The organism is Nocardia sp. NPDC058480 (assembly GCF_042720495.1).
Taxonomy (GTDB): domain Bacteria; phylum Actinomycetota; class Actinomycetes; order Mycobacteriales; family Mycobacteriaceae; genus Nocardia.
In genome coordinates this window covers 75,119-96,422 of record NZ_JBHXMN010000003.1, presented here as the reverse complement: position 1 = coordinate 96,422, position 21,304 = coordinate 75,119, and the positions used below count along the sequence as shown (strand labels likewise).

The window sequence follows — 21,304 nt, the reverse complement described above, 5'->3', positions numbered from 1 at the left end:
TTCGCAGGAGAAACCTTCGTGATTCCGTCCCGAGCCTGCGTTCTCGCCCTTAAAATACGTGACCGTTACGCCATTTAACAGGTATTACTGGACTTTTTATACAAGTGTATTTTGCACACTGGTATCGTCGAGAAACTCCTGTGCTGATCCGAGATGACTGCCGAGCGCGCCGTTCGCGCCGGATTGATAGCTGATCGGCATGACGCTAAAACGGCACGTTTCCGCCTCACCCGCCGACTGCCGTCAAGACGAGCTGACTCCACACCCCTGATGAAACGCTCGAACTTCGCACCGTCGGCCGGTGCGCGGCCGCTGGTGTGGCGAGCGCCCCCTCACAACCAGGGGCGGACAGATACGATGTCGAACCGTGCCAGACGCCGCAACAGCTGTTCTCACCAAGCCTCCTGCCGAACCGGTGGTCACCGCGAGGGACTTCCGGATCGCGCGATGGATCGCGATGGTCGCCGGGATTCTCGGTGCCCTGTTCGCGGTGGCCACGCCGTTTCTTCCGGTCACGCAGACCACCGCCCAACTGAACTGGCCGCAGAACGGCACGCTCGCGAACGTGGCTGCACCGCTGATGTCGCAGGTGCCGATCGACCTGAATGTGTCGATCCCGTGTAGTGCCGTGTCGTCGCTGCCCGAGCAGGGCGGCATGCTGCTGGCGACCGCGCCCCCGCAGGGCGATCGCGCGGCCTTGGAGGCGCTGTTCGTGCGCGTCTCCGATACCGCGGTCGATGTGGTGGATCGCAATGCGGTGGTCGCCTCGGCGGACCGGTCGGCGATGGACGGGTGTTCGGCGATCGTCATCAGTTCCGACCAGAACCGCACCACCGCGGCGTTCGCGGGGCTGACCAAGCAGGTCGAGCGGCCGATCGCCGGACAGCCTGGTGCGGTGGAAACCGTGCAGGTGCCGGTGCAGGGGCAGCTCCCCGGTGACCTGCGGCCGCAGATCGTGGGCGTGTTCACCGATCTCGAAGGCGCGGTGCCGCCGGGCCTTTCGCTGACCTCGACGATCGACACCCGATTCTCGTCGAGCCCGTCGCTGATCAAGCTGGTCGCGATCATCGCGGCCGTGCTGTGCACGCTGCTGGCGCTCGCCGCGCTCGGCCGCCTCGACGGCAGTGACGGGCGCGGCCACCGCCGCTTCCTGCCGCGCAACTGGCTCAAGCCCACCTGGGCCGACGGCGCGGTGATCGGCACGCTGCTGGTCTGGCATTTCGTCGGCGCCAACACCTCCGACGACGGCTACATCCTGTCGATGGTGCGCGTGGCCCCCGACGCGGGTTATATGGCCAACTACTTCCGCTGGTACGGCGTCCCCGAGGCGCCATTCGGCTGGTATTACTACGTCATCCAGGTGTTCGCCGAGATCTCCACGGCCAGCCCGTGGGTGCGCGTGCCTGCGCTGATCTGCGCGATCCTGTGCTGGATGGTGATCAGCCGTGAGGTGGTGCCTCGCCTCGGCAACGCGGTGAAGCGCTCGCAGGTGGCGCTGTGGACCGGTGGCCTGGTGTTCCTGGCGTTCTGGCTGCCGTTCGACAACGGCCTGCGCTCGGAGCCGATCGTCGCCCTCGGCGCGCTGCTCACCTGGGTTTCCATCGAACGCGCCATCGCCACCGGCCGCCTGCTGCCCGCGGGCATCGCGGTGCTGATCGCGGCCTTCACCCTCGCCGCCGCGCCCACCGGCTTGATGTGTGTGGCCGCGCTGCTGGCCGGTATCCGGCCGCTGGTGCGGATCATCGTGCGCCGTCATCGCGAGTTCGGCACGGTCGCGCTGCTCGCGCCGATCGCTTCGGCGGGCATGCTCGTGCTCACGGTCGTCTACGGCGACCAGACCTTCGCGGGTATTCAGGAAGCCAACCGGGTCCGTCAGGCCACCGGCCCGAACCTGGCCTGGTACGAGGACTACCTGCGCTACTACTACATGTTCGTCGAGACCGTCGACGGCTCGCTGGCTCGCCGTTTCGCCTTCCTGGTGATGCTGCTGTGCCTGTTCACGACGCTGCTGGTACTGCTGCGCCGCCGTCAGGTGCCGGGGATCGCATCGGGTCCGACCTGGCGGCTGATGGGGATCGTCTTCGGCACGATCTTCTTCATGATGTTCAACCCCACCAAGTGGACCCACCACTTCGGTGCCTACGCGGGCATCGCGGGTGGGCTCGCGGCGGTGACCGCGGTGGCCGTGTCGCAGAGCGCGCTGCGTTCACGCAAGAACCGGGCGATCTTCCTGGCCGGATTGATGTTCGTGCTGGCGTTGTCGTTCTCCGGCATCAACGGCTACTGGTACGTGTCCAGCTACGGCGTGCCGTGGTTCGACAAGACCATCTCGGTGAGCGGCATCAACTCCAACACCGTGATGCTGATCCTGTTCGGCGTGGCGTTGGCCCTGGTCGGCTGGTACGCGCTGCGCGAAGATTACGTGAAGCCGGTGCCGTCGGTGAAGACCAAGCGCGGCAACAGGATTCGCAAGTTCGCCGCCATCCCGCTGACCATCGTGGTCGGTCTGATGGTGCTGTTCGAAGTGCTCTCGCTGGTCAAAGGCGCGACGCAGCAGTACCCCGGCTACTCGCTCGGCCGCTCCAACATCGACGCGCTGAGCGACAACTCGTGTGGCCTGGCCAACGACGTGCTGGTCGAATCCGACCCGAACGGTGGCAGGCTCGACCCGATCGTCGACCCGGCCCGCCCGTTCACCGACCCCAACGACCCACTGGCCGGCTCCGGCTCGGTCGGGTTCACCCCCAACGGCGTGCCGGGCGATCTGTCGGCCGACGCGGTCGAGGTGAAGCCGGGCACCGGTAACACCAGCAACCAGTCGGTCGGCGCGGCCTTCGCCGAAGGCGAGAGCGCGGGCACCGGCGGTGGTGAGGGCGCACTCGGCGTCAACGGTTCGACCGTGGCGCTGCCGTTCGGTCTCGACCCGGCCCAGACCCCGATTCTCGGCTCCTACCAGGAGGGCATGCAGCAGCCCGCCCACCTGGAATCGGCCTGGTACGGCCTGCCCGCCCGCTCCGACGACTCGCCACTGGTCGTGATCAGCGCGGCCGGACGCATCGCCTCCAAGGACGACTCCGGCTCCGACAAGTACGGTCAGGCGCTGTTCGTCGAATACGGCACCCGCAACCCCGACGGCAGCGTCACCACGCTCGGCGCCTACCAGCCGCGCGATATCGGCCCCGCGCCGTCGTGGCGCAACCTGCGCGTGCCGCTGGCCGACCTCCCGGCCGAGGTGAACGCCGTGCGCGTGCTGGCGAACGACCCGATCCTGATCGGCGATCAGTGGCTGGCGTTCACCCCGCCGCGGGTGCCCAAGCTGCAGAGCTTGGACACGTTCATCGGCCGTGACCAGCCGGTGCTGCTGGACTGGGCCGTCGGCCTGCAGTTCCCGTGCCAGCGTCCGTTCGCGCACAAGAACGGCGTGGCCGAGGTGCCGAACTACCGGATCCTGCCGGACCGTCCGCTGGCGATCTCGTCGACCGATACCTGGCAGGCGCAGGAGTTCGGTGGTCCGCTCGGCATGACCCAGATGCTGGCGAGCCGGGTCACCATCCCGACCTACCTGAAGGACGACTGGGCCCGCGACTGGGGCTCGCTGGAGCGCTACGACCAGTACGCGCAGGCCACCCCCGCCAAGCTCGAGACCGGCACCGCGCCGCGTAACGGGCTGTGGACCCCGGGCCCGCTGCGGGTGTTCTGACCTCGGCCGGACAGTAAAAGGCGCGGATCACATTGTGTGGTCCGCGCCTTTTCGGTCGGATGGGGGACAGGAGTCAGACGTTGAGCATGCGACGGTTCAGGTCGCGACGTAATACCTCTTGTGAAGGCAGTCTTTCCAGTACCCGCATTACGGCCGGTCGTAGTTCTTGTTTCTCGTCGTTGCTGAGCAACTCGACGAGATCTCGTAGATCCATGTCATCGAAGGCTCCTGTCATACCCACCAGCGTACGTGCTCAAACGTGCAGGCACAGGACCTTTACGCTGACATTTACAGTTGCTTCACCTTATCGAAACCCTAACGGGCACTGAGCGTTTCGTATGCGACATGCGCCAGTGCCTGGTCACTGCCCTTGCGCTGCCAGTGTCTGTAACGCACGTCACTGTGCCCGAATTGCCGGTTCCTTCGCTCGACCTGACTGCTCGATCACCGTCACCTCGATCTCGGCGGGCGGAGCGGGCTGATACGGCGTGAACCGCTCCAGCGAGCCCCAGTCACGGCCGAGATCATGGTCGAGATAGGTGGGCACAGTCTCGGCCTTCAGTAGCAGATTTGTCCACCCGAGCGGGCCACCGCCGATATCGTCCTGCCAGGCGTTGGACGCGTCCGAACCGACCCGGTCGGGCAGAATCCGCCACTGCGGGGCCTCCGCGACGCCGTCGTGATGCTCGAACGGGCGCTGGCAGGGGAACGCCAGGCCGACGTGCCAGTCGAGCAGCACCGGAGCGGTCCGGCCGACCACCGAGTCCAGGGTGGCCAGTTTCGGCAGGCGCGGCGGGGTAACCGCGAGCCACTGCTTGCCGGTGATGTCGTTGTCGGCGGCGACCAGGCGCACCGCGTTCACGCCGACGGGCAACTGATCGATCGGCACGCGCAGGTTGCGCCACGACGGGGCGGGCCCGATATCCATCGGCGCGACCGAGCCGGTCGTCTCGACGGAACCGTCGGCGGCGCGGGTGCCGTATTCCAGGCGCAGATCCTGGCCGTAGTGCACGACGCCGTCGGTGTCGACGTAGCGGATCCGCCCGGCCGCGGTGACAACGAGAGCCTGGTAGGCGGGATCGTCGCGCACGCTGTCGTTGAGGTCGACGCGATACCACTGTGAGGTCAGCTTCGCCTGCTGCTGGACCCCGTCCTGGAAGGAGCCGAGGACCGGGGTGCGGGCGGGGTCGAGGCCGAAGGGGAGGGCGACGGTGCTGCCGTTGATGCCGGGTTCGGCGCTGGTGCCACCGCCGGTGCCCGCACCGGTGGTCTTGGTGGTCTTGTTGGCGGAATCGGTGTCGACGGAGTTGGCGCCGCCGACCACGGTTTCGTCGGCATCGGCGGTGAGGTCGTCGGCTACACCGTCCGGGGTGAAGCCGGTGGATTCGGCGTTCAGGCCGTCGGCAGGGTCGCCGGTGTAGGGGGTGAGCAGCGAATCGGCCGTATTCGATTCCACCAGTACGTCATTGGCGAGGCCGCAGGTATTGCCTTGCAGCGAATTGATATTCGACTTCGCGATGGAGTAGGCGGGGTACTGGGTGATGGCGCCCTTGGCCATCGACGCCACCTCGAACAGGACGAGTAGTGCCGCCGCGATGGTCAGTGGCATGGTCGCGAAGCGGTCGAAACGCCCTGTGTCGGAGGGGGTTCGGTAGTGGGCGCGCAGGTGGAAATACAGCGCGACGAGCAGGGCGAGGATGCTGAGGCCGAGGAACAGGGTCGAAACGCCCTTGCCCGCCACCATCGGCGCCTTGTCCCAGAACGGCACACCGTAGCTGGACACGTACCACCAGCCATTGGAGCCGGTGAAGGTCATCGCGAGCAGGAACAGAACGGCCGCCGCGAACAGCGAGCGATTGCGTGGAGCGCGAATTCCGTTGGTACCAACGGCCACCGCGGCCAAGGCCGCCAGCGAACCCGCCAGGCCCGCGTAGACACCGAAGTGGTGGGTCCACTTGGTCGGCGTCCACATCATCAGCAGGAGCGCGGCGAAGACGATGCCGAGGATGCGCACCGAGGGACCGCGTGAGGTGCCGGGGATACGGCCCTTGCGCAGGACTTGCAGGATGCAGACGAGCAGGCACAGCAGCATCACCAGGACGCCGAATCGGCGGGCCAGCGAGCCGTCGGGGGAGAGCATGAACAGCGAGTCCCAGCGGGTGCGTTCGTCGAACCAGGCGACGTTCGGGCCGACGAGCGTGCGGACTCGGGTGGCTTCCATGACGGTGGCCAGCGTCTGATCGGCGAACACGATGATGAGCACCAGCGTGCCCGCCGCGACACCGGGGGCAAGCAGTGCCGCGTACCGGAAGATCTTGGTGCCCAGCGAAAGTCGATCCGCCGTGCCTTCCGTCTTGTTCGTGTCGCCCGTCTTCGCGGCGCTGGTCGCATCGCTCGACGGTTGGTCATCCGCGGCGTCGAACTCGCTGTCGGCGGCGATTCGGCGCGGGCGCAGACCCTGTGCTCGTTTGATGATGACCTGCATGACCGGCCGGGTGCCCGCGATCAGCGCGGCGATACAGATCAGGCCGGTCGGGCCTGCCGCCAGCGAGAACGCGGCGACCAGGATCGCCAAGGCGGCGGGCAGCAGTCGTGCGGTGGCGATGGCGCGTTCGATGAGGCACCAGGTGAGCAGCGCGCCGGCCGCGATCAGCGGTTCGGGGCGAAGGCCGTTGTCGTAGGGGAGCCAGAAGGCCAGGAACACCAGGCCGGCCGTCCACAGCGCCACCTTGTCGCGGCGCACGCGAGCACCCAAGCGGGGCAGCACTTCCCGGCTGATCACCGCCCAGCAGACCAGTCCGGCAGCGAGCGCGGGCAGCCGCATCCACGGGCTGGCGTCGGAGATCTTCGTCATCCAGGCGAGCAGTTCGTAGGACCAGCCGAACGGTGCCTCCGGCACGCCGAACCAGCGGTAGTAATTGGCCATGTAGCCCGACGGGCCCGACGCGCGCGCCATATTGAGGATGTAGCCGTCGTCGGAGGTGTTGGCGCCGATCACATGCCAGCCGAGCAGCGTCACGACCACCACGACGTCCGTCGGGGTGATCCGCCACCAGTGCCGGGGCAGGAAGCGGCGGGCACGTCGGCCGTCGGCGGTGTCGAGCAGGTGCAGCGCGATCAGCGCGAGGAGGGTGAAGACTCCAGCCCCGATCATCGCCACCAGTTTCAGCGTCGTCGGCGTCGAGGTGAAGCGGGAGTCGATATCGGCGTGCAGTCGGGCGCCGGTGAGGGCCGCCGCGTCGAGGTCGGTGTAGACGCCGACGATCTGGGGGCGTTTGTCGACGGTGACGGTGTTGCGGAACGGGGTGCCGTCCTGGCGCGCCGCCCCGACGAACTCGACGGTCGTCGCCTCGATGGTCGAGACGATACTGATGTGCTCACACCCGCCGATCTCCGCGATCGGCGCCGACAGCATCGGCACATCGCGCGCCTGCACCCCCACCACGCCGTCGCGCACGGTGACGCTCAGCCCGCGGTCGGCTTTGCCGGAGGCGGCCGGAATCGTCGTCAACAGCGTGGTCGTTGTCGGGTTCTCCGCGCCGGGACCGGGCAGCCCACTCAGCATCGTGCACGGCAGCCGCGCATCGAGGCGCTGGGGCACATACGACACCAGCGGTGCCTCGACGCTGGTCGCGCCCGCTTGCGGCCAATCCAGGCTCGCGCGGTCCTGGCGCACCGGCAACAGCGGTGTGAGCAGGGCAAGCACGAACCCGAGCAGCCCACAGACAAGGGCGATCAGGCGGTATCGGGTGAACGCTCGTTCAGATCGGTCCGGTCGCACGGGGACTGATGCTAGCCATCGAACCTGTGCGCCGGTCGGCGCCGCTCCTAATGGCACAGGCGACGGGCGTTCCTCAGCTGCGAATGGGCTGGAGCTGAGGCGTAGGCGTTCCTCGGCTGCCCATGGCCGGAGCGAAGGCGAAGGTGCGCCTCAGCCGGTGCGGCGGGCGGCCCAGTCGAGCTGGGATCGGGCCCAATCGGGGATCTCGGAGTCGAGGCGCGGGAAGGCGGCGAATTCGGCGACGAGGTCGTCGGCCGAGACCTCCGGCATCCAGTCCGCGACGGCGACGGTGGAGTAGTTGGTCTTGTACCGGGTGGGGCCCGCGATGAAGATCTCGGCGCTGAGCCAGGCACCGGTGTCCGGGTCGTAGGACATCCGCTTGTGATCGGTGAGGTACTCGAGCACCTCGATGGGCGGCATCAGGTTGGTGACCGTTCCGTCGCGCTCTTTGATCTGCACCCCGGCGACGGCCTGCTCGCCGACTTGCAGTGACCACAGGAGTGCGAATTTCTGGCCCGGCGCGAGCAGGGCGATGGTGGCGTCGATGACCACCCGCTCGATCTCGCCGAGCGATCCGAGCTGTTCGCGTGTGGCGCGCGGCTCGCGTGGCGCTCGCTGCGGGCGCGGCTCGCGCGGCCCCGGGTCACGAGTCTGACTCTGCGCGCGTGCGGTCAAAAGATCGATCCGCTCCGATCGGCTGAGCGTCATAGCTATACCTCTGCATCCCTACCGATCAGCGCTACCAAAACTGATTTCGGTCGGCCGAACTTCCAACATTTCGCAGCGTACTCGCCCCGCGACACCGACCGCGCGGTTTGTTGACACTGACCGGACATATTGTGGTCTATCGCTGTCCCGCACACCAGTGGCTACCGGGTGTCAATCGACACACGTGCCAGTTACGCCGCCGACGCGCGCAGCGCGAACCAGCCGTCGCGTGGGTCGGCGAAGCCGTGATAAACCAACGGTATGCGCTGGTCGATCTCGAAATACCGATAGACGGCCTGCATCGCCTGACGGATCGAATACGCCTGGAAATCGTCGATACGACGCACGCCGATGCGACGCTCGGGCAGCATCGCCAGCCGGGTCAGTTCGGCCGGATCGTCCACGTCGAGCCCCCACGGCGCGGATTCTTCGATGAGATGGTCGTGCAGCACCGCCCGCGCGACCGGCGGATCGTGGCGCGGCCCCGAGAACGCGACCTGCTGCGCGCGAGCGAGCCCACGCGTGTCCAGCGGCGTGCGCACGGCCTGGATCAGGTCGATCAGCTCCGCGTCCGGTGTGGGTTGGGGTATTCGCCCGGCGACGGGCGCCTGTTCGAGCAGGTGCATCATCTGCCCGCCAAGAACCAGCGGTTCGGGTACCAGGAAAACGCTGATGCTCGGGCAGGAGCAGTTCAGGCCGGTGAGGCACACCCTCGTGTGCAACGGATCGGACATACGTCCTCCTCCGGTAGCGGGTCGCCGGGACCCGTGACGTGCAGGATCTGATTCCTACGCCAGCCGCCGGGGGTTGTGTGATCCGCCGGCGGCGACCGTGCCGCACCCGTCAGTGTAGTGCCGTATCGCGAGATGAACACCTGGTTCGGCACGGATCGGACACGATCCGCGCCACGTCATGGGAACGCAGACGGGGCACGACGTGTTGAGCCGGGAGAAGACGGAGGCTTTCCCACGGCCACCGACGATGGTTCGTGATAGCCGCTGTCAGCGGCGCACTGTGATCAGAGTGAAGGGGCCGATTTCGGTGCGGGTGAAGGTGGGGTCGGTGAAGAGGGATTTGGGGAAGGACACCGTGTAGCGCTTGACGTTCGGGTCGTTGGGGTAGACGTCTTCGGCCAGGCGGAGGGTGTAGTTGTCGCCGTCGTTGCGGAAGAGGAAGGCGTCGGGGGCCCGCCAGGGGGACTTCGACAGGGCTTCGACGAGGGCGGGGGAGTTGGGGAGCTTGCTCCACTCGGCGATGGTGGCGGCGCGGGCCTTGAAGTCGGCCAGGGGGTTCGCGTAATGGGAGGTGAGGGCTTGGAAGCCCCAGTAGGGGTAGAAGGCCAGGAAGGTGGTGTCGGCGGTGAGGACGACGGATTCGTCTCGGGGGCGGCCGGTTTGGTCCAGGATGGCATCGTCGACCGCGTGGTAGTACGCGACAGCGGAGGGCTTGCGTTTGTCGGCGCGTTCCCCGAAGGTGCCGTCGGCGTTGGGTACGTCGGTGGGCACGGTGTCGGTGTAGGCGGTGTCGATCTCGTGGGTGAGCACGGTGGGGATCGTCTGGGCGAAGGCCATGGCGCCGAGGACGGCGATCGCGGCGGCCGCGGTGCGCAGCGGGGCGGGCTCGTTCACAGCCTGGTAGACGGCCTTCGCACCTTCGACGAAGCCGAAAACGCCTGCGGCGGCGAGCAATGCGAGCAGGACCGGCTCCAGCCGGAAGGACAGAAGAGTGGTGCCCGCCGCGGTCGCCGTCATCGAGAGCAGTGTCCACAGGTAGATCGACACGACGCCGATACCCAATGCTTGTGCGCGCCTTGATGACCCGGCGCGAACCACGAGCCACAGCACGCCGATCATGCACAGGGCTCCGCGCAGGGAGAACTCCAGCATCGGGAACGCCAGCTGTGCACCGGACTCCGGCAGATAGTGGAAAGCGCTGCCGGAGGGGATTCTCGCGCCCGACAGCATCTTCAGCAGAAACGGCGTCCACACCACCAGTGCGAGCACGATGGCGATACCGCCGATAGCCACCAGTCTCGTCAGCGGTGCGATTGCGGCCCGCCATGCCGGCGGCCCAGCGGCCCGCTGAGTGTAGGCAGCGAAACCCGCCGCGACGATCGCCATCAACACCACGGTGAACGCCGCAATCCCCAGGTACAACGTGTAAAAACACGCGGCCACCCCGAGGAACACCCCGGTACCGAGCACCGCGCCCCAGCCACCGGACCGCCGATGCAACGCACCCCACGCCAACACGAGCACCGGCGGAATGAACACCACGAGCACCGCGCCATAGGCTTCCGGCGACGCATAGGCCAACGTCATCGCCGTCACCGCGGCCGCCGCGCCCACCGCCATATCGGCCCGCACCAACTGCATCCACAACACCAGCGCCACCGCGGCGGCAATGGCGAGCAGCCCGATCGCGTACGGCTTGAACACTTCCCAGCCGTCCATCCCGAGCACGTTCCCCACGCGCCCGCCGATCCAGAACCACCCGGCCGGATAGAACGGCGGCAGATCCACATAGGTCATATCGCGCAGCGCGGCGCTGTCGGTGAGCCGGGTCAGATATTCGGTCCGGAATTCCTGATCCACGGAGACACCGAACAGATACAGCTTCGTCGCTGCCAGCGGCATCCCGAGCGTGACCGTGACAAAACTCGAAATCCCCACCCAGGACAGTAGTTTCGCCACCAGCGGCCACTTCCGCAGCCGGATCAGCAGCACCGAGACCACCAGCAGCGCGATCGAAGCGACCTGTCCCACCGTGGTCAGCGCCCGAGTCACATTGGAGGAGTTGAACGCAGGCCACTGCACCGCCGAGAACGCGAACAGCCCCACCGCGGCGACAACGAGCGCCACCACCGCGGCGGCGGCCCCTTCGCCGACCCCGGTCCAGATCCTGCGCCCCGCCCGCACCTCGTCATTGGTCGTCATCGGCGCGCAATCCTCCGGCTCCACTGTGCTCCACGGTCCGAGCCAGCCTAGTGGAGCCGCAAAGCAGAACTGCCGCACCATCCGGGGATGATGCGGCAGTCCTGAACGCAGTCGATCAGATCGGGAGCTTGCGGAAGATCGGGCGCGGCACGTGGCGCAGGGCCGACATCAGGAAGCGGGCCTCGCCCGGGGCCCAGACGATCTCGGTGCCCTTCTCCGAGGCGGTGACGGCGAGCTTGGCGACGTCTTCCGGGTCGACGGTGAGCGGGGCTTCCTTGGCGCCGGTGGCTTCCCAGTGGGCCTTGGTCGCGGACGTGCGGACCTGCATCGGACGGATCACGGTCACGCGCGGGCCGAACGGGCGCAGCGCTTCGCCGAGACCGAGGTAGAAGCCGTCAAGGCCGGCCTTGGTGGAGCCGTAGACGAAGTTGGAGCGGCGAACGCGCTCACCGGCCACCGAGGACATCACGATGAACCGGCCATGGCCCTGGGTCTTGAACTTGTCGCCCACCAGCACACCCACCGACACACCGGCGGTGTAGTTGATGCCGACGGTCATGACCGCCTTGCGCTGGTTCTGCCACAGCTCCTCAGCATCGCCGAGCACCCCGAACGCCACGATCGCGACGTCGACGTCACCGGCGGCGAACGCCGAATCGACGACCTTCGGGTGCGAGTCGGTGTCGAGCGCGTCGAAGTCGATGACGTCGACCTGGGTCGCGCCGGCGGCCTTCACCTGGGTGACGGCGTTCTCGAGCAGGGGATCGCCGGGCAGGTTCGCCAGGATCACTCGTGCCGGGCTCTTGGCCAGGTACTCGGCGACGATCGCGAGACCGATCTCGGAGGTGCCACCGAAGAGCAGGATGGTCTGCGGGTTGCCAACTGCGTTGATCACTGGAGCTCCAGCCTCCTGGCCATATCGGACATGAACACGCCATTCGGGTCGACGCTGCGGCGGACCTTGATCCACTCGTCGATCCGCGGGTACATCTTGTGGAACGTCTCGGCGGAAGTGCGCGAGTCCTTGGCGGTGTAGAGCCGTCCGCCGAACTCCATCACGCGCCGGTCCAGGTCGGTGACCAGCTCGTTGAGGCCGCGACGGATCGGGAAGTCGACGCAGATGTTCCAGCCGGGCATCGGGAAGCTCAGCGGCGCCGCGTTGCCCTCGCCGAACAGCTTGAACACGTTGAGCGCCGAGATGTGCCCGGACGCCTGGATGTCGATGATGATCCGCTTGAACTCTTCGACGGCCTCGGTCGGCACCACGAACTGGTACTGCAGGAAACCGGCGGGTCCATAGGCCCGGTTCCACTCCGAGATCATGTCGAGCGGGTGGTAGAACTGCGTCAGATTCTGGATCTTGCCGGTGTAGGTGCCGCCCATGGCGTAGTACGCCTCGCCGACCGCGCCGAGCGAGAGCCGGTTGGCCGACCAGCTGGGGAAGATGTTCGGCACCGTCAGCAGCTGCGGCGCGTCGAACTTCAGCGGATTCTTCTGCAGCTTCTTCGGCAGTTCGTCGACCTTGGCAAGGCGGCCGCGAGTCAGGCAGGAGCGACCCAATTTGGGCAGCGGGTTCATCACGTCGAACCACGCGCTCGAGTAGGTGTAGTTCGCCTCGCTGCCGTCGCTGTGGACCGCGATGGTCTCGTCCAGCGTGGAGGTCTTCACACCGTCGTTGAGGAAGTACGCGGTCTCCGTCGGCGCCATCTCGATGGTGGCGCGCAGGATGATGCCGGTCAGGCCGTTGCCGCCGACAGTCGCCCAGAACAGCTCGGCGTCGGAGCTCGGCGAGATCGTGCGCACCGAACCGTCGGCGGTGAGCAGATCGATCGAGCGGACGTGGTTGCCGAAGCTGCCTTCGCTGTGGTGGTTCTTGCCGTGGATATCGGAGGCGATGGCGCCGCCGATGGTCACCTGGCGAGTACCGGGTAGCACGGGAACCCACAGGCCGAACGGCAGCGCGGCCTTCATCAGCTGGTCCAGGCTCACCCCGCCGTCCACCTCGACCATGCGCGAATCGCGGTCGATGCGGTGGATGCGGTTGAGCGCGGGCATGTCGATCACGAGCCCGCCCGCGTTCTGGGCGTGATCGCCGTACGAGCGGCCGAGGCCGCGCGCGATCACGCCGCGTCGCAGATGCGCCGGCTTGGAGTCGTTGTCCTGCGCCACCATGCTCACGGCCTTGGCGATCAGTTCCGGATCGCTGGTCGAGAGCACTTCGGCGGAGGTGGGTGCGGTGCGACCCCAACCGGTGAGCTTGCGGGTGCGCGTAGGGAGCGCGAACGCGTCATCGTTGGTGGTCGAAATGTTCTCAGACATCGGCTAAGAGGCTACATGCATGGCGGGTATACGTGGCAGGACAGTGCGCCGGTCTCGTACGCTTCTCACGTGCAAGCCCAACCGCATCTGCCGCTCCCCGCCGAAATTCCCCTGGTCGACGAGCCCGGCGGGACCGAAGTCGACCTCAAGACGCAGATCGTGCGGTTCACGCTGACCGGTGGTTTGTCGGCTGTTGTCGACTTCGGTCTGCTCGCCCTGCTGTCGAACGTGCTCGGGTTGCCGGAGATTCTCGCCAAGGCGATCAGCTTCATCGCGGGCACGACCACCGCGTATCTGATCAATCGGCGCTGGACGTTCAACGCCGAGCCGAGCAGGGCACGGTTCCTCGCGGTGGTCGCGCTGTACGCGGTGACCTTCGCCGTGCAGGTCGGGATCTACGCGGTGATGTACTTCGCGCTCGCCGACGAGTGGTGGCGCCAGCCGCTGGCGTTCGTCGTCGCGCAGGGCACCGCAACCGTCATCAACTTCGTGGTGCAGCGTGTGGTGATCTTCAAGATCAAATAGGTCAGCCTGCTTTGGCCTCGACGTGCTGTCGGCCTGCCTTGACGCCGAAGTAGTCGCCACCCTTGGCGCGCATGTTGTCGGTGCCCCATTCGCGCTGATCCCGCGCGACCGGCACCATCTGCGGAATGTGCTTGCGGCAATGGATATAGGCCTCTTCGACATCGACGACGACCCACACCTGCGAGGATTTTCCCCGCTCGGCCGTTGGCAGGTCGGTGACGGTGTCGCGCAGCTCGCTGTCGGCGACCATGCGGGCTTTTCCGTTGATGTGCAGGCCGATGAGGTCGCGAACGAAGTCGATCATCAGGATCCCGACGTGCGGGTTCTCGAGGATATTGCCCAGACTGGCCATTACCCCGTTACCTCGGTACTCGGGGTACGCAATCGTGCGATCGTCGATCACGTGCAGAAATCCGGGGGTTCCGGCCCGGAAGCTGGAGTCACATTCGCCGTGCGAATCGGAGGTGGCGATGAAGGCCATGTCCATGCGGGCGACGAAATCGACCATCGTGGGGTTCAGGTAGTCGATCACCTGGTCGTCGTAGAAGCGCTCGGCTCTGTCCGAGGTGCCCAACGTGTCCTGTAGCTCGTGTTCTCCGTCGCTGCCGACGAAATTTTCGGGCATCGGGCCCCCTCTGCTAGCCGTACCGGTTGATGCGGGCTTCTAGACGAAACCCCCGCTGTGACCGCAATCTCACTCAGTCTAGGGGACTCTTACTGACAGCGTGGCGTGTCCATTGTTGCGAATGGGATGAAAGCCGAGTTTGCGCAACGGTTTCCAGGTCAGGACCGATCAGACCGGACCTACCGTCACCGGTACGCCGTTGAACACGGCGGTGCCGCAGACCTCGTCGACCACCGAATCATCGGTCAGCACATTGGCATTCACTCCGGCGTGCGCCAGCGCGACCGACTGGGTGGTGCTCGCGCCGTGGCCCCAGCCGTGCGGCAGGCTCACCACACCGGGCATGATCGTCGGCGTCAGTTCGACCGGCACCGTCAACGAGCCCGCCGCCGAGGTGATCTCGGCTTGGTCGCCGAGACCGAGGCGGGTCGCGTCGTCGGGGTGGATCTGCAGCGTGCATCGGTTGGAGCCGCCGACAAGGCCCGCGATGTTGTGCATCCAGCTGTTGTTGGAGCGCAGCTGACGTCGTCCGATCAGCACCATCGCAGGCTTGGCGCTCGCCAGTCCGGTGCGCAGGCGGGTGACGTCGGCCAGCAGTTGCGGCGGTGCCAGCTCCACCCTTTTCGACGCGGTGCGCAGGACACCGGGCAGTCGGGGACGCAGTGGGCCGAGGTCGATGCCGTGCGGGTTGTCCATGAGGGTTTTCAGGCTCAGTTCGCCGCCGTTCCACGCACCGTACGGGCCCAGTTTGAGCATCAGGTCGAGGCGCTGTTCGGTGGTGTCCGTGCCGGTCAGCTCATCGCGGCGGTCGCTCATGTCGGCCTTGTGCAGGGTGCCGGCGATGACGAGTTCGTCGACCATCGCGATCGGGCTGGCCGCGCCCGTCCCGGCGTGCGGTTGACCACTCACCGCGGCCGCGAGGCGGGCCACCACGGCCGATTCCGATGGCCGCTCGCCCAGCGGGACCAGCGGCGGCGAGTACCGCGCGTAGTTGCGCACGGCGAACTGCAGCAGCGCGAAATCGAAGTGCGGTGACTGCACCGAGCGCGGCGGCGGCAGAATCACGTTCGCGTGCCTGGTGGTCTCGTTGACGTACCTGTCCACACTGACCATGAACTCGAGCCCAGCGAAGCCCTTGTCCAGTCGCGCACCGCTCGGCGCGGAGAGCACGGGGTTGCCCGCCACCGTCACCAGCGCCTTGATCTGCCCCTCACCTGGGGTTTCGATCTCGTCGGCGAGGGTGGCGACGGGCAGTTCGCCCATGGACTCGGGAAGTTCCCGCACCCGGCTGGTCCAGCGGCCGAGCCGGAAGGGCTTGCTGCGCTGCACCCCGCCTGCCGCCGCGTCGGCGAACATGGCACCGCCGGGGGAGTCGAGGTTGCCGGTGAGGGCGTTGACGGCGTCGACCAGCCACTGGGTGAGCGTGCCGAACTCGGCGGTGCAGGTGCCGATCCGCGCGTAGACGGCCGACGTGGGCGCGGCGGCGAGTTCGCGGGCCAGTGTGCGGATGGTGTCGGCGGGAATACCGGTGCGCTCGGCCACCGCCTCGGGCGGGAAGTCGATGGCGGCCGCGCGCAGTTCGTCGAGCCCGGCGACGTCGACGCGCACGTCCGTCAGACCTTCGTCGAACAGCGTGTGCACCACCCCGAACAGCAGATAGGCGTCGGCGCCCGGCCGGATGAACAGGTGCTGGTCGGCCAGCGCGGCGGTTCTGGTCTCGCGCGGATCGACCACGACCAGCTTGCCCCCGCGAGCCCGCAGAGCCTTCAACCGGCCGGGGAAGTCCGGCGCGGTGCACAGCGACCCGTTGGATTCGAGCGGATTGGCGCCGAGCATCAGCAGGAAATCGGTGCGGTCGAGGTCGGGAACCGGGACCGTCAGCGGGTCGCCGAACATGAGCCCGGCCGCGACCTGCTTCGGCATCTGATCGGCGGAGCTCGCGGTGTAGATGTGGCGGGTGCTCAGCGCGCGGATCAGGACGGGCAGATAGAGCGCGCCCGCGACGGTGTGTGCGTTGGGATTGCCCAGGTACACGGCCGCCGAGCCACGGGGGATCTCGGCGAACGCGGACGCGATCAGGTCGAACGCCTCGTCCCAGCCCGCGGCGCGGAACCCGTCACCGTCGCGGATCAGCGGGGTGGTGACGAGGTCGGGATCGTCGTCGAGCTTGCCGAAGCTGGCGCCCTTCGGGCACAGGAAGCCCTTACTGAACGGGTCGTCGCGATCACCGCGCACCGACAGCACCCGGTCGGCGTCGTCGAGGGTGACCGTGAGACCGCAGACGGCCTCACACAGCGGGCAGGTCCGTAAAGCGGACCGATGAGACAGCGAACCTGGAGCCATATCTCATGCTTACGCCCACCGGGCCGGGCGATGGCCGGAAACGCCGAAAACCCGCGAGCTGCGACGTCGGGGAGGCGTCGCGGATCGCGGGTGTCGGCTGGTTCAGGTCAGCTGGCCAGGGTCAGCGCGGCGCGCTTGCCGGTCTTCTGCTTGCGTGCCATCGCCGAGCGCACGGCCGCACCGAGAGCGACGACCGGCGGGATCCAGCGAGCCTCGGTGGGAGCGACGCCCCAGGCGGCGCTGCCCGCGGCCAGCTGGGTCGGCGGCAGCGGGATGCTGGCACCGTCGGTGTACACGATGATGCCGGCCTCACGCATGGCCTCGATCGCCATGGCGGCCTTGCGGACGCCGGTGACCAGGTGGATCTCGCGACGCTCCTGGCCCGGGATCTCGATCACGGGGCCGGACAGGTTGTTGGCGCGCAGGAAGCGACGGACCGTACCAGCGATCTCGCCGGTGATCTCGATGGCCGAGACGTCGTCGTCGGTGATCAAGCACAGGCCGTTGGTTGTTTCGGCAACCGTCCATCCACGCGCGGCGTACTCCTGCGCGGCGGCACCTTTGTCGGCGGCCGTAGTGGTGGTCGGAAACGTCGTGCGCACTGTGTTCTCCATTCCCCGAAGAGCTCTGTTCCTGCGTTCATGGGGCGTATCGGTGCGGGGTGGCCGACTCGTTACGCCGTTCTCGAAAAATATTCGAGAGTGTCTGATTCGTCTCAGTCCAGGAACCGTCGCTATCACGGGTAAGGTGCCGCCCAGGTTGGCGACGGGGTGCGAAAGCGGGCAGGATTTGGGACATGACCGAAGCGCCGGGCACCCCTGAGCCGAATGACGAGGACGCCGAGGAATTCGACGCCGAATCACGCTGGCTCTCTTGGAAACAGGCAGGCGGGACGCGGTCGGGTCGAGCAGCTGAAGGTTCCCACCAAGCGGACCTGGCGCGCGACGCGGGGTTCGAAGAGCCGTTCCGCAGTACCGGTTCCGCCAAACAGTGGGCCGCCGAGGCGGCCCGGTCCCTGCTCGATATCCAGTTCCGCAGGCCCGCGACCAGGACATTGCTGCCGCTGGCCTACGTTTTGAGCGTCGCTTCCTTCGGCGTCGGCCTGCCGATCGCGTTCACGGTGCTGATGTGGAAGGCCTCCGCCGTCCTCGGCGTGCTCGCCGCGCTGGTGGCCGTCCCGCTGGGCCTCACCATCGCCGCCGCAGTCCGGCTGATGCTCGAATTCGCCGACAACACCGCCCGGTTGGCCGGTCGCGTGGAACACATCAGTGAACTGGCAGATGGCCTGTTCCAGGCCCTGTCCGATGTCGCCGAGCCGGTGAACCAACTCTCCGAAGACGTTCGAGCGGTGCAGTTCTGGCGGTTCCGCAAGAAAAAATAGGTCTTGCGCAGTGTCCGATTCATTGTGAAACAATCCGTACGCAGATCCGACGAGATGTCGGCTGCGTAGGGCGGTCTCCGAAAGTTCTGTCCGGAGACCGGAGTTCGGATACAGGGGGGAAGTATGGCTTCACCACAGGGCGTCACGGGTTCCACGATGCCGCGCAGGCAGCTGGGCAGGCACTTGCGTGACCTGCGCAATCGTGCGCGGATGACAACGAGAACCGCGGCGGCGCAACTGGAGTGGTCGGAAGCGAAGATCTGGCGGATCGAAACGGGGCAGACGTCGTTGCGCAGCCTCGACGTCGAGGCCATGTGCAAGGTGTACGGCGCGCCGGCCGACCTGGTCGAACCGCTGGCCGCCTTGGCTCGCGAAACCAAAGCCAGGGGTTGGTGGACGAGCTACGGCGACGTGATCGCGGAGGGATTCGAGGTCTACATCGGTCTCGAGGAAGCCGCGTCGGGGCTCTCGCTCTACGCGGACGGCGTGGTCCCGGCACTGTTGCAGACCGCCGACTACGCGAAGGCGCTGCTCGAGCGGACGATTCCCGACCTGACCGAGGCAGGGCTCGAGCGCAGGTTGCGGGTATTGGCGGCCAGACAGGCCCTGGTCACCAGGGCCGACACCCCGTTGCGGCTGGACGTGGTGCTGGCCGAGTCGGTGCTCACCCGGTGCATCGGTGACGACCGTGTGCGCGCGGGCCAGCTCGCGCGATTACGGGAGCTGGCCGAGCGTGAAACGGTGCGTATCCAGGTGGTTCCCGGCGATTGCGGCTATCACGCCGGTCTCGAATCGGGCCGGTTCGTGATCCTGGATTTCGGGGTCGACGATTCGGTGGATCGACCGGAGCCGCCAGTGGTCTACGTGGAAACCCTCGCGGGCAGCAGTTATCTGGACAAACCGGTCGAATTCGACCGCTACCGCGGCGCTTTCGCCGATATCACCACGGCGGCTACGGGCACGTTGTAGGGCTGTCCCACGAACCGGCGAGCACCGAACGGTGGGTGGGCAGGGCTCGGTCGTAGACCTCCCTGCCCTTGTCGGTGAGCTGGACGAAGATGGCGCGACGGTCGAGATCGCACATGCTGCGTTCGACCAGGCCGTCGCGTTCCAGCCGGGCCACGGCGCGCGACAGCGCGCTCTGGCTCAGGTAGATGTCTTGGGCGAGCTCTGTCATGCGGTACTTCTGACACGCCGCGTCGACCAGTCGGTCCAGCGTTTCGAATTCGCTGAGGCCGATCTCGTGGTCCCTGTGGAGCGCCTTCTCCAGCGCGCAACTCACCGCGGCATGCCTGCCGAGTAGTTCACGCCACTGACCGACCAGCTCGGTGGGCGCTTCATTGCGCCGAGCTGACGTTACGGCCGGGTTCATGGCCCCCATCGTAGTGGTTGCCCCATGTTCATGCAACGGCATTTTATGTGTTGGCAATTAATGCGTGCGCATGTAATGTCCTCCGCATGACTTCGCCAGCAACGCTTTCGGCCGCAGATCAGGCGACCGATCCCACCAGGTGGCCCCTCCGGCTCTGGGGCATGCTGATCACTCTGTGCATCGTCCTTTTCCTCGACGGCCTCGACGTTTCGATGATCGGCGTCGCGCTGCCGTCCATCGGCGCCGAACTCGATCTGTCCACCTCCACCCTGCAGTGGCTCGTCAGCGGCTACATCCTCGGTTACGGCGGCCTGCTGCTGCTGGGCGGACGCACCGCCGACCTGCTCGGACGCCGCAAGGTCTTCCTCATCGCACTCGCGGTGTTCGCCGTCGCCTCACTGGTCGGCGGCTTGGTGAGCGATCCCGCCCTGCTGATCGCCACCCGTTTCATCAAGGGCTTGGCCGCCGCGTTCACCGCGCCGACCGGTCTGTCGATCATCACCACCACCTTCGCCGAAGGAAAAGCGCGCAACAAGGCGCTGTCGATCTACACCGTCTTCGGCGCGGGCGGCTACTCCATGGGCCTGCTGTTCGGTGGCCTGATGACCGGCGTCGGCTGGCGCTGGACCTTCCTGCTGCCCGTCCCGATCGCCGTCGCCGCCCTGATCGCCGCGTTCGCGCTGGTGCCCAAGGACGGTAAGGCGGAAGACGGCGGACACGATCTACTCGGCGCGCTCTTGTCGACGGCAGGCATGTTGTTGCTGGTCTACACCGTGGTCACCGCGCCGGAAGTCGGTTGGGCCTCGGGCCGCACCATCGGTTCGTTCGTCGCCGTGATCGCGCTTTTCGCCGCGTTCGTCATCACCGAGCAGCGCGTGAAGCACCCGCTGGTTCGCCTCGGCATCCTGCGTAAGGCCTCGCTCGTGCGGGCCAGCCTGGCCATCGTCGCGGTCGCCGGTTCGTACTTCTCCTGGCAGTTCATCGTGACCCTGTACATGCAGGACACCCTGGAATGGTCGGCGCTGAAGCTGGCGATGGCGCTGCTCCCGGTTGGCATCATGGTTGTCGGGTCCGCGTTCTTCTCGGAGAAGCTGATCGACCGTTTCGGCACCGGGCCGGTCATCGCGGTCACCCTGAGCGTGATGGCCATCGGCTACCTGCTGTTCCTGCGGCTCGACACCGCGCCCGGCTACTTCACCATGCTGCTGCCCGCCATCTTGCTGATCGGCATCGGCTGGGTCGGGTTCCCGGCCATCAATGTGCAGGCCACCAGCGGTATCGACGACGACGAGCAGGGTCTGGCGGCAGGTGTGCTGCAAACCTCGATGCAGGTCGGCGCGGCCATCGTGCTCGCGGTGACCACCGCCATCGTCACCTCCGGTGGGCACGCTGCGGGCGCCACCCCGCAGCAGATGCTCGACACCTACCGGCCGGGCCTCGAGTTCGCGGCGGGCGTCACCATCGTCGGCGCACTGGTCGCGCTCACGGTGTTCCTGCCCCGGTTCCGCAAGCAGGCCGAGGACACACCGGTCGTCGAGGCGAAGGTTCTCGAACCGGTCGCCTGATCGGATAACGCGCAACGGCACCACCTCACCTAGGTGGTGCCGTTACGCG

The 21,304-nt window shown here is 66.9% G+C and carries 16 protein-coding genes; 5 read left to right on the top strand and 11 right to left on the bottom strand.

Going from position 1 to position 21,304, the window contains the following annotated elements:
• The first annotated feature begins 367 nt into the window (after nt 1-367).
• The gene (locus ACFWO8_RS09320; RefSeq protein ID WP_378946723.1) at nt 368-3,700 is read left to right on the top strand and encodes an arabinosyltransferase domain-containing protein; all 3,333 of its coding nucleotides are present in this window, start codon (nt 368-370) and stop codon (nt 3,698-3,700) included.
• Nucleotides 3,701-3,773: 73 nt separating this feature from the next.
• Here the strand turns inward: ACFWO8_RS09320 and ACFWO8_RS09315 are convergent, their stop codons facing one another.
• From ACFWO8_RS09315 to ACFWO8_RS09285, 7 genes are all read right to left on the bottom strand, one after another.
• On the bottom strand, nt 3,774-3,935 hold the full coding sequence (locus ACFWO8_RS09315) for a hypothetical protein (RefSeq protein WP_156677619.1): 162 nt from the start codon (nt 3,933-3,935) through the stop codon (nt 3,774-3,776).
• A 162-nt stretch (nt 3,936-4,097) separates the two neighbouring features.
• On the bottom strand, nt 4,098-7,481 hold the full coding sequence (locus ACFWO8_RS09310) for an arabinosyltransferase domain-containing protein (RefSeq protein ID WP_378946718.1): 3,384 nt from the start codon (nt 7,479-7,481) through the stop codon (nt 4,098-4,100).
• A 150-nt stretch (nt 7,482-7,631) separates the two neighbouring features.
• Nucleotides 7,632-8,189, bottom strand: coding sequence for a hypothetical protein (locus ACFWO8_RS09305; RefSeq protein ID WP_378946715.1), 558 nt, complete (start codon nt 8,187-8,189; stop codon nt 7,632-7,634).
• Between the two features lie 191 nt (nt 8,190-8,380).
• On the bottom strand, nt 8,381-8,923 hold the full coding sequence (locus ACFWO8_RS09300) for a hypothetical protein (RefSeq protein WP_378946712.1): 543 nt from the start codon (nt 8,921-8,923) through the stop codon (nt 8,381-8,383).
• A 267-nt stretch (nt 8,924-9,190) separates the two neighbouring features.
• Nucleotides 9,191-11,125, bottom strand: coding sequence for a galactan 5-O-arabinofuranosyltransferase (locus ACFWO8_RS09295; RefSeq protein ID WP_378946709.1), 1,935 nt, complete (start codon nt 11,123-11,125; stop codon nt 9,191-9,193).
• 115 nt (nt 11,126-11,240) lie between these two features.
• The gene (locus ACFWO8_RS09290) at nt 11,241-12,020 is read right to left on the bottom strand and encodes a decaprenylphospho-beta-D-erythro-pentofuranosid-2-ulose 2-reductase (RefSeq protein WP_378946706.1); all 780 of its coding nucleotides are present in this window, start codon (nt 12,018-12,020) and stop codon (nt 11,241-11,243) included.
• The gene (locus tag ACFWO8_RS09285; protein WP_378946702.1) at nt 12,017-13,444 is read right to left on the bottom strand and encodes an FAD-binding protein; all 1,428 of its coding nucleotides are present in this window, start codon (nt 13,442-13,444) and stop codon (nt 12,017-12,019) included. The genes ACFWO8_RS09290 and ACFWO8_RS09285 overlap by 4 nt, the downstream gene beginning before the upstream one ends.
• Nucleotides 13,445-13,513: 69 nt before the next feature.
• On the opposite strand from ACFWO8_RS09285, the gene ACFWO8_RS09280 reads away from it, so the two are divergent.
• The gene (locus tag ACFWO8_RS09280) at nt 13,514-13,969 is read left to right on the top strand and encodes a GtrA family protein (RefSeq protein WP_378946696.1); all 456 of its coding nucleotides are present in this window, start codon (nt 13,514-13,516) and stop codon (nt 13,967-13,969) included.
• A 1-nt stretch (nt 13,970) separates the two neighbouring features.
• On the opposite strand, the gene ACFWO8_RS09275 is transcribed toward ACFWO8_RS09280, so the two are convergent.
• From ACFWO8_RS09275 to ACFWO8_RS09265, 3 genes are all read right to left on the bottom strand, one after another.
• Entirely contained in the window at nt 13,971-14,594 is a 624-nt protein-coding gene (locus ACFWO8_RS09275) for a pyridoxamine 5'-phosphate oxidase family protein (RefSeq protein ID WP_378946693.1), read from the bottom strand.
• 168 nt (nt 14,595-14,762) lie between these two features.
• Nucleotides 14,763-16,937 (bottom strand): molybdopterin oxidoreductase family protein, encoded by a 2,175-nt coding sequence (locus ACFWO8_RS09270; RefSeq protein ID WP_378946690.1) that lies wholly within the window; start codon nt 16,935-16,937, stop codon nt 14,763-14,765.
• A 107-nt stretch (nt 16,938-17,044) separates the two neighbouring features.
• Nucleotides 17,045-17,539 carry a hypothetical protein gene (locus ACFWO8_RS09265; protein WP_378946687.1) on the bottom strand — a complete coding sequence of 165 codons (495 nt, stop codon included), beginning with the start codon at nt 17,537-17,539 and terminating at the stop codon, nt 17,045-17,047.
• Nucleotides 17,540-17,733: 194 nt separating this feature from the next.
• Between ACFWO8_RS09265 and ACFWO8_RS09260 the strand changes: the two genes are divergently transcribed.
• Together ACFWO8_RS09260 and ACFWO8_RS09255 are read left to right on the top strand one after the other, a co-directional pair.
• Nucleotides 17,734-18,318, top strand: a complete 585-nt coding sequence (locus tag ACFWO8_RS09260; RefSeq protein ID WP_378946684.1) for a DUF4282 domain-containing protein — start codon at nt 17,734-17,736, stop codon at nt 18,316-18,318.
• A gap of 123 nt (nt 18,319-18,441) precedes the next feature.
• Complete coding sequence (locus ACFWO8_RS09255) at nt 18,442-19,287, top strand: helix-turn-helix domain-containing protein (protein ID WP_378946679.1); 846 nt, start codon at nt 18,442-18,444, stop codon at nt 19,285-19,287.
• On the opposite strand, the gene ACFWO8_RS09250 is transcribed toward ACFWO8_RS09255, so the two are convergent.
• Nucleotides 19,271-19,690 carry a MarR family winged helix-turn-helix transcriptional regulator gene (locus tag ACFWO8_RS09250; RefSeq protein ID WP_378946676.1) on the bottom strand — a complete coding sequence of 140 codons (420 nt, stop codon included), beginning with the start codon at nt 19,688-19,690 and terminating at the stop codon, nt 19,271-19,273. The genes ACFWO8_RS09255 and ACFWO8_RS09250 overlap by 17 nt on opposite strands.
• A gap of 86 nt (nt 19,691-19,776) precedes the next feature.
• Here ACFWO8_RS09250 and ACFWO8_RS09245 point away from each other — a divergent pair, with 86 nt between their 5' ends.
• Complete coding sequence (locus tag ACFWO8_RS09245; RefSeq protein WP_378946671.1) at nt 19,777-21,255, top strand: MFS transporter; 1,479 nt, start codon at nt 19,777-19,779, stop codon at nt 21,253-21,255.
• The last annotated feature ends 49 nt before the right edge of the window (nt 21,256-21,304 follow it).